14 protein-coding genes are annotated in these 13,296 nt (G+C 45.8%); 13 read left to right on the top strand and 1 reads right to left on the bottom strand.

Translation table 11 applies throughout. The features are described 5' to 3' along the window. Both AB1466_01570 and AB1466_01575 read left to right on the top strand, forming a co-directional pair. Positions 1-296, top strand: a 296-nt coding sequence (locus AB1466_01570; GenBank protein MEW6188790.1) for a GGDEF domain-containing protein, incomplete at its 5' end; no start/stop codon positions are given. Between the two features lie 316 nt (positions 297-612). Next, positions 613-1,380 carry a sigma-70 family RNA polymerase sigma factor gene (locus tag AB1466_01575; GenBank protein ID MEW6188791.1) on the top strand — a complete coding sequence of 256 codons (768 nt, stop codon included), beginning with the start codon at positions 613-615 and terminating at the stop codon, positions 1,378-1,380. Here the strand turns inward: AB1466_01575 and AB1466_01580 are convergent, their stop codons facing one another. Further along, the gene (locus AB1466_01580) at positions 1,381-2,529 is read right to left on the bottom strand and encodes a geranylgeranyl reductase family protein (protein MEW6188792.1); all 1,149 of its coding nucleotides are present in this window, start codon (positions 2,527-2,529) and stop codon (positions 1,381-1,383) included. It abuts the gene before it with no gap. Positions 2,530-2,633: 104 nt separating this feature from the next. Here AB1466_01580 and AB1466_01585 point away from each other — a divergent pair, with 104 nt between their 5' ends. From AB1466_01585 to tatC, 11 genes are all read left to right on the top strand, one after another. Further along, positions 2,634-3,497, top strand: a complete 864-nt coding sequence (locus tag AB1466_01585) for a polyprenyl synthetase family protein (GenBank protein MEW6188793.1) — start codon at positions 2,634-2,636, stop codon at positions 3,495-3,497. Between the two features lie 50 nt (positions 3,498-3,547). Further along, positions 3,548-3,877, top strand: coding sequence for a hypothetical protein (locus AB1466_01590; GenBank protein MEW6188794.1), 330 nt, complete (start codon positions 3,548-3,550; stop codon positions 3,875-3,877). A gap of 154 nt (positions 3,878-4,031) precedes the next feature. Further along, positions 4,032-5,783: a TIGR04190 family B12-binding domain/radical SAM domain protein gene (locus AB1466_01595; GenBank protein ID MEW6188795.1), complete on the top strand. Its 1,752-nt coding sequence runs from the start codon at positions 4,032-4,034 to the stop codon at positions 5,781-5,783. Positions 5,784-5,790: 7 nt separating this feature from the next. Next, positions 5,791-6,774, top strand: coding sequence for a polyprenyl synthetase family protein (locus AB1466_01600; GenBank protein ID MEW6188796.1), 984 nt, complete (start codon positions 5,791-5,793; stop codon positions 6,772-6,774). A gap of 145 nt (positions 6,775-6,919) precedes the next feature. Further along, positions 6,920-8,332, top strand: a complete 1,413-nt coding sequence (locus tag AB1466_01605) for an amidohydrolase family protein (protein ID MEW6188797.1) — start codon at positions 6,920-6,922, stop codon at positions 8,330-8,332. Continuing rightward, positions 8,286-8,744, top strand: coding sequence for a SoxR reducing system RseC family protein (locus tag AB1466_01610; protein ID MEW6188798.1), 459 nt, complete (start codon positions 8,286-8,288; stop codon positions 8,742-8,744). Before AB1466_01605 ends, AB1466_01610 begins: the two co-directional genes overlap by 47 nt. Before the next feature lie 355 nt (positions 8,745-9,099). Then, the gene (locus tag AB1466_01615) at positions 9,100-9,933 is read left to right on the top strand and encodes a Ku protein (GenBank protein ID MEW6188799.1); all 834 of its coding nucleotides are present in this window, start codon (positions 9,100-9,102) and stop codon (positions 9,931-9,933) included. Continuing rightward, complete coding sequence (locus AB1466_01620; GenBank protein ID MEW6188800.1) at positions 9,930-10,619, top strand: phosphoribosyltransferase; 690 nt, start codon at positions 9,930-9,932, stop codon at positions 10,617-10,619. Before AB1466_01615 ends, AB1466_01620 begins: the two co-directional genes overlap by 4 nt. A 2-nt stretch (positions 10,620-10,621) precedes the next feature. Next, positions 10,622-11,203, top strand: coding sequence for an archaemetzincin family Zn-dependent metalloprotease (locus AB1466_01625; protein ID MEW6188801.1), 582 nt, complete (start codon positions 10,622-10,624; stop codon positions 11,201-11,203). A gap of 30 nt (positions 11,204-11,233) precedes the next feature. Beyond that, the gene (gene ligD / locus AB1466_01630) at positions 11,234-12,382 is read left to right on the top strand and encodes a non-homologous end-joining DNA ligase (GenBank protein ID MEW6188802.1); all 1,149 of its coding nucleotides are present in this window, start codon (positions 11,234-11,236) and stop codon (positions 12,380-12,382) included. Positions 12,383-12,654: 272 nt separating this feature from the next. Beyond that, positions 12,655-13,296, top strand: a 642-nt coding sequence (tatC, locus tag AB1466_01635) for a twin-arginine translocase subunit TatC (GenBank protein ID MEW6188803.1), incomplete at its 3' end; no start/stop codon positions are given.

Below are 13,296 nucleotides of genomic sequence, written 5' to 3' on the forward strand. Positions count from 1 at the left end.
CTAGAATCTTGAAGGAGAATATGCGAGCCATTGACATAGCAGCAAGATATGGGGGAGAAGAGTTTGTGGCAATCCTCCCCGAAACCAATAAAAAGGGCGCCCTCACTTTAGCTGAGAGAATTCGGAAGAGGGTGGAGAAGGAGAGCTTTGAGGGCAATAAGCAACAGCCCACAGTTAACAAGACAGTTAGCTTAGGTGTGGCAACTTATCCTATAGATGCTACCACTCAACCAAAATTAATTGAGAAAGCGGATCAAGCGTTGTATCGGGCGAAACGGGGGGAAGGAATAGGGTAGTAGGAAGCTGATGAATTCTTCTCCCCCTAGGAGTTGCTGATCCACAACCTCGTAGAATTCCCTTCCATGTTCCATCTTCCTTTCCTCAAGGACGAATTGCAAATACAATTCTTTAGCTCTTCTTTTACTTCTGGAAAACATTGGGAAGATCTTATCTACTTCAACAAATTTCATTTTCTTTTTGCCTAAATAAGCAAGATGGCTGCTCCACGGGTATTCGCTGGGGCTGTCAATTTATTTTTGACCGTTAAAGCTTTTTTGCGCTCTGACGATAAATAGAGTGTGCACGTTATTGACTCAAAAGGGGCAATCATTGATGCGAGCCGCCAAAGCACATGCCAAAAAATCTGAAGTAGATTTGGATGAGCTATTTTCGGAGTTTAAAGCCACAGGGAATCCAGAGATCGTGGAGGAAATAATTCGAAGGTATTTAAATTTGGTGCCCTTCATCGCCCGAAAATATGCTACCGAGAGCGAGTCTCTCGAGGATCTTATACAGGTAGGATACGTAGGTTTGATAAATGCGGTAAATGATTTTGATCCCAAGCGTGGGGTCAAATTCTCCACTTATGCCACCCACAAGATTTCCGGCGAAATAAGACATTACCTCAGGGATAAATCGTCACTGATGCGCGAGCCCCGTTGGGCTCAAAGCTTAAACTGGCAAATAAATCAGGCCATTGAGATCCTTTCCCAACGTCTCCACCGCCTTCCCACGGTAAGTGAGATTGCGAGGGAAGTGGGCATAACCGAGGATAAACTCTTGAATGCCCTTAAAACCAGGCATTTTCGCCAACCAATGGAATTTCCACCCATCTTTGACTCTAAGGACAGTGAATTTCTCATAGATCAGATAAGATCCCGTCTCCACATCGATCGAGATTTCCCCATCGAGGATAAGATAGTCCTCTTTGACGCCCTGATGCAATTAAGTGAGCTCAAGCGAAAGATCATCTACCTCTTCTTCTTCGAGGACTTAACCCAAAGCCAGATCGCCAAAAGGATTGGAGTTTCCCAACGCCACGTCTCGCGCCTGCTTCAAAGTTCCCTCTCGAAGCTCAAGTCGGTGGTCGAGAGTCGATAGTTATAGGAGGTTAGCAAGGAATCGAAGAGAAAATCGGGCAAGCCCTTGATTCTTTGAAGCTAAACCAATGCCCAGGTTCATGAGAGGAGGTTTGCTTATCCACTTTATAAAGGTGGTGCCCACGCGAAAGTAAAGGGCATACCTGCGGTGAAGCAAATCTTTATATTTGGATAAAGCCTTTGAATCGCCCGATCTCAAGACCTCATCGATTACCTCTGCGGCTAACTTCCCACTTTCGAGGGCATATGTTACTCCTTCTCCCGTGAAGGGATTCACCAGACTCGCTGCATCTCCGACCAGCAAGACTCCACTGGCAACGGCTTCGGAAGCCATCCCTCCACGAAGAACATCGCCTTTGGGCGAATCTAGGGGTATTGCCTTGGTCAATTTCTTTCGTGCGTGAGCACTATTGTGTATGAAGTTGGAGAGAACTTGAGGGAGATTTAATTGGTATTTCTTTACATCGTCGATAAGAGCACCGACGCCAACATTGGCTATCCCGTTGCCTGCAGGGAATATCCAACCGAAGGCGGGCAGGATGCAATCCTCGCCGTAGATTTCCATGAAATCATCATCTTCTATGCCTTGATAATATGCCCTTATGGCTATACCGATGCTTCGGGGTTTTCTTTTCAGAAGTCCCAGGATTCTCCCCACCCTTGAATGTGCACCGTCGGCGGCGATGACGAATGGGGAATAAATCTTTAAGTGCTTTCCATCGCGTTTTGCTCTAACTCCTATGACTTTACCATTTTCAAGTAACGGTTCGATGACCAGGCAATTATCCCAAAATTCGGCTCCGGCGCGGATGGCATGCCTGCGTAAGATATCATCCAATTCTATTCTGGGAATGATGAAGCCATAGCGGGGATATTTTTTCACAGGAGGCCAATTTGCTTCTATGCAACCACCTTTGGTGGCAAATATCCTTACGCCCCTAGTTCTTTTGAATTTCCCCTCGATTTCGGGGAGCAATCCCATATCTTTTAGAATCCCCACCGCTCGGGGGGAGATACCATCACCACAAGCCTTATCCCGAGGAAATCGGCATTTATCCACGAATAAAACCTTGTGACCGAGTTTGGAGAGGTAATATGCAGCTGAGGAACCACCAGGTCCTGCGCCTACGATGGCGACCTCAAAATCCATGAGTCCACCCTCTCAAAGTGGAAAGCGAGTGATTTTGAGTGATTTTAAATGATTGTAGTTTATCATATTTTCAGGCGTGTTAAAACTGTCACGTGAGCTAAAGGATGTTCGAGTTTTATATCGAATTAAAGGGTGAAATGATAAAAATTTTGGCCGATTTAGAGAGGGACATAAGGGTAGTCAAAAGGGAATTTGAGAGGGAGGTCAGTCTGCCCGACAAGTTAGTTGCGACTTCCGCAGGCCATAACCTTTTTAAAGGGCAGGGCAGATCCAACCGGCGATTCATTTTAACTCCCCTATTACTGATCTCCGCAAAATTCGGGCGGTATAATTTTCGAAAGCTTAAACCCGTTGCTGTTGCTCTGGAGCTATTGGATTTAGCCGTCGGAAGGCACTATGCGGGTACCAATATAGGTGAGCGACGAGCCCAACCCGAAACCCGAAACCGGAAACCCGAAAATAATTTGGCTCTAATATGTGGTGATTACTATTATGCTAAAGCCTTGACTTTGGTCTCCTCACTGGGCGATAGCCAAGTTATAAGAATTTTAGCTGAGGCCATCGCGAACATCGCTGAGGGGGAAGCCCTCCCTGGCTGGCCCATTGGACGGGGTGAGCATCTTCCCGACGATAAATCCCAATCTCGCCTGAGGGGAGTCAGGGATTGGGAGAAATTTTATGAGAAGCTCAGGAAAAAGGCTTCCCTTTATGTTGCCTCTTGTCGCTTGGGGGCGTTGCTCGCCGAATGTAGTGAAGAAATGATAGTGGCTTTTTCCCATTTCGGTCAAAATGCTGGATTAGTTTGCGAACTTGTTAAAGAGATGTATCGAGTTCCCGAGGGAGAGGGTTTGAGGCTCATGGAGGAAGCGAGATCCTTCTGTGAGCGAGCCAAGGAATTCTTAAGGGTTCTTCCCGATAATCCATATCGTGACTTTCTCCATCATGTAATTGATACATTCCTTGTTTGAAATGCAATTTTAAAGTAGACTATCTATTGAAAATATTGAAAAAGAGCATTTTGAGACGCTTGACTGCCGGGGATGGAAAGTTGCAGTGCTTTGTGTGTGGCGTGGATAATCCAAAGAATAGGCGGTACTGTTTTGTCTGTGGTAACCAGCTTTCACCGGAAGTAACCATACTACATGAGGATACAGAAGTATCTCAAAAATCCGAAATGGTAAAAAGGCACGGTGAATCTGGGGAGAAACCTCCAGAAGTAAAGGAAAAACCCAATACTCAGGTGGTTCGGCCCAAGGGATATATGCTTCGGTGGTTTTTCTTCTATTTCCTTTTAGGTCTTTTGGTTGTTCTCTTTCTCGTTCTTCTCTGGTTGCTCTTTCAATTTTAATTACGTCTGTCCGTGGGATGAGCAGAGGAAGGTAGCTCTATCACCCAGTGTCGTGTTCCGACTCCATTTAGTCTCTCTTTTAAAGGTGAATTATTTGTATTAAAATCTAAAACTAGTGATTATTTTCACTTGATTTCGAGGGGATAAAATCCATATGGCAAAACCGGATTTAATTTTACTTCATGCGCCTAGTGTCTATGATTTTCGGAAAATGCCCATTATGTATGGACCAGTAAGTGATGTAATACCATCGGGTCCGATTTTTGAAATGTATCCCATTGGCTTCGCTACCATAGCTGAATATCTGGAGAGAAGTGGTTTATCCGTCCGGATAATAAATATAGCGGTAAGGATGATGAAGAGCCCTCGTTTTGATGTTGAGAAACTGATAAGGTCCCTCGATGCTCAAGCTTTCGGAATAGATCTTCACTGGCTCCCTCACGCCCATGGAAGTTTGGAAATAGCAAAAATCATCAAGAAGTACCATCCACATACTCCAGTTATCTTTGGAGGTTTTTCCGCCACCTATTTTCATGAAGAGCTCATTCGCTATCCTCAAGTTGATTTCGTGGTTAGGGGGGATTCCACGGAGGAACCCTTACGTTTACTCATTGAATGCATTAAGAATGGAGGAAATCCCGAAGTCATCCCCAATTTAACCTGGAAGGATCTGGCGGGAAATACAAGGATGAACCCCATCACCTGCGTCCCGGATAATATCAATTACATAAGTCTAGATTATGGTCACATAATGCGTTCGGTGGTGAAGTATCAAGATTTAATAGGTCACATACCCTTCGAAAATTGGCTAAAGTATCCCATAACGGCTGCACTTACTTGTAGAGGTTGCACCAAAAATTGTGTAACCTGTGGTGGCTCCGCAACCACTTTCAGAAAAATTTTCAGGCGAAATCGGGCAGCTTTTAGAGATCCGGAACTCCTGGCTCAAGATATTGAAAGTATTCAGAGGCATCTCAAGGGACCCATTTTTGTTGTGGGGGACGTACGGCAGGCGGGTGACGATTATGCCCACAAGTTTCTATCTGAGCTGAAAAAGCGCAGGATAACAAATCGAGTTGCCTTTGAGTTTTTCACTCCACCTCCAGAGGATTTCTTGGCAAGCCTAAAAGAGGCCTTACCACACTACAGCGTCGAGATTTCCATGGAATCCCACGATGAAGAGGTGCGAAGAGCTATTGGAAAAATCTACTCCAATGAGGCTGTGGAGGCGAGTATCAAATATGCTTTGAATAATGGCTGTGAAAGATTCGATCTTTATTTTATGACTGGCTTGCCAAAGCAAACCGCTCAATCTGTTTTGGACACGGTCGAATACTGCGATCAGCTTTATGGGAAACTCGATGGAGATAAGAGATTGCTCCTGTTCATCTCCCCCATGGCTCCCTTCCTTGATCCGGGAAGTCAAATCTTTGAAAATCCAGATTCCTATGGATACAGTCTCTCCTGCAAAACGCTTGAGGAGCACAGACAAGCTCTAACTCGGCCAAGTTGGAAGTACATTCTCAATTACGAAACCCAGTGGATGACCCGGAATGAGCAGGTTGAAAGCACCTATCAAGCCGCTTTGGGGTTAAACAGATTAAAGGCGGAATACGGAGCCGTGGATTTTAAAACCGCGCAGGAGACCGAGGTCAGGATTTTAAGGGCACAAGAGGTTATAAAGAAAATAGATGACATCGTGTCCATTGAAGACGAAGTGGTCAGAGAGAGAAGGTTGCGAGAATTAAAGGGAGAAGAATTAGTTAGTGTTTCGACCGTGTGCGAGAAGAGGGAATTGGAATGGCCCACTCAGATATTCAATTTCCGCGCATTAAATATAATTCGAACCCTCTCTGTGCCGAAGTTTGCGAGAGCCAATCCTTCCTCCCATGCGAAGAATAAATAAAATGGGGGTGAGTGAAGTCAAGAGCCATAATATCAGTATATCCCCAAAAATTAAAAAAGACCTTAAAAGGGTGGAGGAGAAACTGACCCAAATAGTTTCCTCTGGAGATGGGCGGTTGGCTCAATCTTCGCTCGTTATCCTGGAGGCTGGGGGAAAGAGACTTCGACCAGCCTTGGTACTCATTTCGGGTGCGATGAGACACTACGATCTCGAGAAACTTATGCCAGCGGCCATTGCCGTGGAACTCATTCACATGGCCTCCCTCGTCCACGATGACATTGTGGATGGTGCTGAGACGAGGAGAGGCATGCCCACCATAAATTTTACCTGGGGATCTCATATCGCTACGGCTACGGGGGATTTTTTGTTCGCTACTGCCTTCGTTCTCCTCTCAAAACTCGATAATTCGCGGGCAGTGGATATCATGTCTCAAACCGCCTTGGATTTAAGCTTGGGGGAATTACAGCAGGTGGAGACGGCCCACAGCCTCGCTCAAACCATCGATGATTATTTGACGGTGATAAGGAATAAGACCGCCACCCTCTTTTCAGCCTCTTGCCAGCTTGGAGGATTGATCTCGGGAGCGAGCGAGGAGGATAGCGAGGCTTTAAAAATCTATGGGGAGAACCTTGGAATGGCTTTTCAGATATATGATGATTTGCTCGATCTATCGGGTGAGAAGGAGTCCCTGGGAAAGCCCATTGGGGCTGACTTACGAGACGGGACGCTCACTATGCCTATCCTTTTTGCTTTGGAGGAAACGGAACTTAACTCACATTTGTGCCGGGTCATTGAGGGCAGGAATTCAACCGAGGATGAAATAAAGGAAGCCATCCAAATTATCCGAGGCACAAAAGCTTTGCTTCGCACCAGAGAAGAAGCCAACACGTACGTCAAGAAAGCCATAGATGCTCTCTCTTCAATATCCAGCGAAGAGACGCGAAGGAATCTATTATCCATTGGATACTTTGTGGTTGATAGGTACCATTGATACAGGATTAAGGATTAAGGATTAAGGATTAAAGAACGGGTTTGGTTAGTGGTTAGCTTAATCCTTATAGCTTACAGCTTCAAGTTATTGGTACAATAAAATAAACTGTGAACTGTGAACCTTGAACCAATTAAAGGTGAATGAGATGTTATTGGCGGCAAAGTGGGTTTTACCCATCACCAGCGATCCCATCGAAAATGGGGCCATTTTGGTATCCAAGGATAAAATAAAGGCTGTCGGTCGTAAAAGGGATTTGATAAAGACTTGTCCAAAGGAGACCGTTATCGACTTCGATAAAGGCATACTTTTACCTGGCTTTGTCGATACCCACACCCACTTGGAGTACAGCGTCTTTCGAGGCGTGTGTGACGATTTACCCTTTGCTCTTTGGAAGATACAGGTCACCAAGAAGAGCAAAAAACTCCTGGATTCGGATTGGATATCATCGGCCCAATTGGGAGCTTTGGAGGCCATTCAATCCGGGATCACCTGCATCGCGGATATATCATCCACGGGGGCGAGCCTTTCCGCTGCGTTACTGGCTGGGCTTCGAGGTGTCGTCTTCTGTGAGGTTTCCGGGATGGATTATTCCAAGATCGATGAGGTAGTATCCTGTGCCCGGCGAAATGTCCATTCATGGCTGGAACAATCCCAAAATAGTCATCTTAAGATAGGTGTTTCTCCCTTTGGGGTCTATACCGTTGCTCCTCCACTTTTCAAGGCGGTAAGTGATTGGGCCGGAGAAGAAGATATCCCCCTCTGCCTGCACCTTGCGGGATCTCCCGATGAATGTTCCTTTATAATGTATGGTTCAAGTTTACTGGCTACGACGTATCGGGATTTGATGGGGTGGAGCGATCTTTTATGGCAACCCATGGGGGTAAGTCCCGTTAAATACGTAGAGCAGTGGGATGTCTTTGAGGGAGAGGTCATCGCCGTCCACTGCATTCACGTGAGTGAGAGTGATATCGATATTTTGAGGAAGTACGATGTGGCTATCGCTCATTGCCCAAAGTGCAGTGCAAAGCTGGGGATGGGAATCGCTCCCTTAAGGGATTTTATACGTTGTGGTTTGAGAGTGGGCATAGGCACGGATAGCCCCGCCAGCAATAATACCATGGATATATTCGATGAAATGAGAACGGGTTTGCTCTTGCAGAGGGCGGCATCCGAATCCGTGGAAGGCTTTTCAGCAGAACAATTCGTCAGGATGGCCACCCTGGGTGGAGCCGAAGTTCTGAAGATGAAGGGAGAAATCGGCTCCCTGGAGGAGGGCAAGCAAGCGGATATAATCGCTGTGGACATCTCCCACAGCCACCAAATTCCGGTAAATGATCCATATTCAGCTCTAGTGTACACGACAAATCAGGAAAATGTAATTTTTACCATGGTCGGCGGCAAAGTTTTATATGAGAAGAATGGATATTCCGTACTAGATCAAGAGGAGATTTTGGCACGTACTGAACCAATACGAAGGAGACTCAAAGGACGCTCCTCAAAATCCAGGGGGTATGGCAAGTATGCAGGAAGTGGGCACGGTAGTAGAGGTAAGAGATGATCTGGCCATTGTCGAGGTTGAGCGCTCGCCAGCGTGTGAAAGATGTGGGGTTTGTCACCACATGCTGGGCACAAATAAAATGGTTGCCGAAGCAAGGAACGATGCCCAAGCGAAGGTAGGAGAAAAAGTAAATCTGGAAATTGAATCCAAAATCTTCCTCACTATGGCTTTCGTTCTTTATATCGTCCCCGTGGTCTTTCTAATAATAGGGTACTTTATCGGGAGTACCTTGGTCGCCTTCCTTCAAAAGCCCACCTATTCGCAAGAGGTTGGTATACTTTCTGGCTTCATCTTTTTGGGTTTTTCCTATCTGATCATCCGGATGATTGATAGACGAGCGGCGTTGAGCAAGCAACTCCGACCCGTGGTTACAGAGGTAGTTAAAGGTTCTAGGTTAAAGGTTCGAGGTTAATTTATTTTCGGTGAACTGTGAACTGTGGACTGTGAACAATTGGAGGCAGCAATCAATGTTATTAAATAAGAGACAAGCCTCTTTTGTGATAAAGTTGATTGCGCTGATCGTTGCCTTAGCCTTTATATTCTCCATCATCGCCTGGATGCTGCCCTATCTTCAAAATCCTTGAGGCATCCAAAGGGTTCCAACTGCCGCCGATTTTTAAATTAGTGAAATAGCACCGTTCTTCTCACCGCGTAGGTGATAAGTGGGTAATTGGTTATTGTTACTCGATGATTAATATATCAAATCGATCTTCAGGTGCTATAATTTTCTTAAGGCGAAGTGCCTGAGTTCTGGGAAGGTGATAAAGATGCGTGCGATTTGGAAGGGTGCCATAAGTTTTGGGCTCGTGACCATCCCTGTGAAATTGTATAAGGCGACAGCGAGAAAAAGTCTGAAATTTAATTATCTCCACAGACAATGTAAGACTCCACTAGAGTACATTCGAAGATGTCCTAGATGCGAAGTGGATGTACCCTGGGAGGATACCGTGCGAGGTTACGAGTATGAGAGGGGCAAATATGTTGTTTTGTACGATGAAGATTTTGCGGCCATTCCCTTGGAACTCACCAAAACCGTGGAAATTGTAGACTTTGTACACTTAGAAGAAATAGACCCCATCTATTTCGACAAATCCTATTATCTCATTCCGGAGGAGACGAGTTTAAGGGCGTATAATCTCCTTCGGGAAGCCATGGAGAGAAAGAGGATGGTTGCCGTGGCCAGGGTGGTTGTTCGGGATAAACAACATCTGGCAGCGGTTAGAGCTAAGAATAAGGTGTTGATCCTTGAAACCATGTTTTATCCCGATGAGATAAGATCGGAAAGCGTCTTCCCTGAACTCCGAAAAGAAATTAGGTCCCATGAAAAGGAGCTTCAAATGGCGAAAAGTCTGATCACCAACTTAGCTGCGGAGTTCGATCCCAATAAATATACCGATGAGTACAGGAAAGCACTCCTTGATATAGTGAGGCAAAAGATTGAAGGAAAAGAGGTGGCAATCCCCGTCGTCCCCGAGGAGGAAAAGGTGATAAGTTTGATGGAAGCCCTTAGGGAGAGTATCGAGAGAACCCGCCTACAAGGCAAAGCAACAAGCGGGCAGGCCAAGGGGAAGAAGAAAAAGGCTGAGAGCCTTGGGGGATGAACGTGTTTACTGACCGTCGTGAGGCTGGAAGAGAACTTACACAACGCCTAATCCATTATAAACAGCAGGATGTCGTGGTGGTGGCAATTCCCCGCGGGGGAGTGATTGTGGCCAGTGAAGTAGCCAAGGGCTTAAATGCACCCCTCGATTTGGTGATCCCCAGAAAAATAGGTGCCCCTGGAAATCCTGAGTTGGCCATAGGGGCTGTAGCGGGTAAGGGAAAGGTAATGCTAAATGAAGAGTTAAAGGAAGCTCTGCGTGTTCCGGACGAATATGTTGAGGAGGAAGTAAATAAGCAAATAGAAGAGATAAATAGGCGTAGGAAGAAGTATTTAGGGAACAAGCCCGCAAAAAGTTTGCAGGACAAAGTGGTCATATTGGTAGACGATGGTTTGGCCACCGGTTATACAGCCTTAGCCGCCATAAGTGCCATCCGGGAAGAAAAGCCCAGAAGGATGGTACTGGCCGTTCCAGTAGCCCCGCGAGATACCTTCGAGCGGTTAAAGGGGGAGGTTGACGAGATAATCTGTCTCGATCTCCCAGAGTTTTTTTATGCAGTTGGACAGTTCTATCTGGATTTCTCCCAGACGACGGATGAAGAGGTAATCGAAATTCTTAAAGAGAATGCCGAGAAGTTAATGACGAACCTGCCTGCTGGGAGGCACGGCGTCAAAGGACGAAAATAATCATGCGCTTGAAATACCTCTATCTTTTTCCCATCGGAGATGTCGATTTCTCCGTCCTCGCTGTTCTACAGGATGTTTTGGAGGAAAAATTTGGTTTTCCCTGTAAGATTGGCTCTGCTCTACCTGATCCTGGTTACGCCTACAATCCAAAGAGAGGTCAATACAAATCCACGATGATTTTAGGGAAGATAAGGCAAGCTCTGCCCCAGGATGCTTTAAAGGGACTAGGAGTCACGTCAGTGGACTTATACGTTCCCATGCTCAACTTCGTCTTTGGCGAGGCTGAGGTTTGTGGAAGATGCGCTGTAATTTCCCTATGCCGACTGAAACCCCAGTTTTATGGTGTCTGCCGACAGGCCCGCCTACGGAGCGGTCAGGCAGGCGAGGATATCCTTAAAACCAGGGCGATTAAGGAAGCCATTCATGAACTTGGACACACCTTTGGCTTGTCCCATTGCCCCAACTCTGGGTGTGTAATGTACTTTTCGAACAGCCTAATGGATACGGATTTTAAGGAAGAGAATTTTTGCTCTTCCTGTCAAAACGCTATAGATTTGTCAATTCAGAATTTACTAATTTGTTAAGCCCTGCTCTTCTAGGGCGGGGACAAATTAGTGGGGGTTCCAAGGGGGCGTGCCCCCTTTGGTCGCAGCCCCGACAGGTCGGGGCGAGAAGGGGAGGCAGGGAGTCCCGATAAAATCGGGACGACCGTCGGAAGGGGGAAAGCGAAGCTGTTCCCCCTCCAAGTTTACTTCGATAGCAATTTTTTAGACATCCAAATCTTAAAAATGAAGTCGTGGATGAAACGTTCCATAAAACCCATGCTTGCCCAATTGGCTCGTCCCTTTGATTCCTCCAATCATATTTTTGAACTCAAATGGGATGGTGTGAGATGCATTGCTTTTTTATCCGCCCCCAACCGAGATGGCACTCGGCTTCAAAATCGAAACTTAAGGGACATCACCCGCTCTTATCCGGAGCTTAATGATTTACATCTGAATTTGAGAGGCGGGGAAGCAATCCTCGATGGGGAAATAGTCTTCTTAAGAGAGGGCAAGCCCGATTTCCAAAAGCTTTTAGAGAGGGAGCAGCTGCAGGATGACGTTCGAATCGATATCCTGTCAAAAATTATACCCGTGACATATATCGCCTTCGATATTTTGTATTTCGATGGCTCTCCCCTATTTAAGCTTCCCTTGATTGAGAGAAGGAAGATACTCATTGAAGCCATAAAAGAGAGCAAAAAGCTCATCCTCTCCAGATTCGTTTGGGAGAGGGGCATCGATTTCTTCGAGCAAGCTTCGGGTCAAGGGTTTGAGGGAATAGTGGCGAAGGAGTCGAATAGCCCTTATATCGAGGGCAAAAGGACTAATTTTTGGCTGAAGATAAAGAGGATTTTGACACAGGATTGTGTGATCTGTGGTTACACCCTGGGGCGAGGATGTAGGGAGGAAGTTTTTGGTTCCCTGATATTGGGACTATATCATAAGGGAGAACTCATTCATGTAGGTCAAGTTGGCACGGGATTAACCGAGGAAAAATTGAAGGGGCTGTTGCCACAACTTGAAGCATTGAAGATCAATGAACACCCCTTTTCTTGCGAGCCGGAGATTGACCGGCCCGCTCAATTTATCAGGCCATCCTTGGTTTGCGAGGTGGAGTTCAGGGGCTGGACTAAGGATGGAAAACTTCGTAATCCCGGTTTCAAGAGACTTCGTCCCGACAAACCCGCTGGAGAATGTCGAAAGTCCAGACGGATCTGAAGGAGAAGAAGTTAATAAATTTGATATTTTTTGAAGGAATTTTTATTTGATCGTAGAAATTACAGCTAACTGTGTTATGAGGAACATTAATGATTTCTAATCCCAACATTTAATTTAAAAAAGTTAGCGGAGATTAATAGGATTAGCTGGGCAATTGGCAAAAGCACAAAGTGTTTAAACGTTCTTCGGAGCTTGAAAGATATCGGGATTTATGGAAACTTTGGATGTCGAGGGAGCGCTAAGTGATTCAGTTGGGTTGGAGGATTTAGCAAGTGGTTGAAAAAAGAATGAGTTTCATTGAACATCTTGAAGAGCTCCGAAGACGTCTCATTATTTGTATCTTTGCGGTTTTTATTGGGGCATGTGCCTGTTATGCATTTTGGAAACCAATTCTATGGCTCATCACCAGACCACTGGGGGGGCACAAATTATATTACGCGACTGTAATGGAGCCCTTCATTGGCAGATTTCGTATTGCTGCTTTTGCTGGGGTCTTTGTTGCGTTTCCGATCATACTCTATGAGTTTCTGGCCTTCGTGGCTCCAGCATTGAAAAGGAAAGAGAAGAGATTCATATATCCGATTCTGTGTTTGCTCATTTTCTTCTTTATCTGCGGTGTGGTCTTTGGTTATATGTATCTGCTACCGGTGAGTGTGGATTGGTTGATAGCTCAAGGGGAGGGATTGTTAAGACCGATCCTCACGTTTGATAGGTATATTGCTTTCGCGGCTTTATTCCTGTTGGCCTGTGGAGTTGGTTTTGAGACTCCCGTAGTTATATTATTTTTGGTAAAATTGGGTGTTGTGAGTCCACAAGCGCTTAGAAGGCAATGGAGGGTGGCATATATTATCATCCTGATCGTAGCGGCTATAATTACTCCTGATTGGAGTCCCATAACCATGGGTGTTATGGCT

It is taken from the genome of Actinomycetota bacterium, assembly GCA_040755895.1.
In the GTDB taxonomy this organism is placed as follows: Bacteria; Actinomycetota; Aquicultoria; order Subteraquimicrobiales; family Subteraquimicrobiaceae; genus Subteraquimicrobium.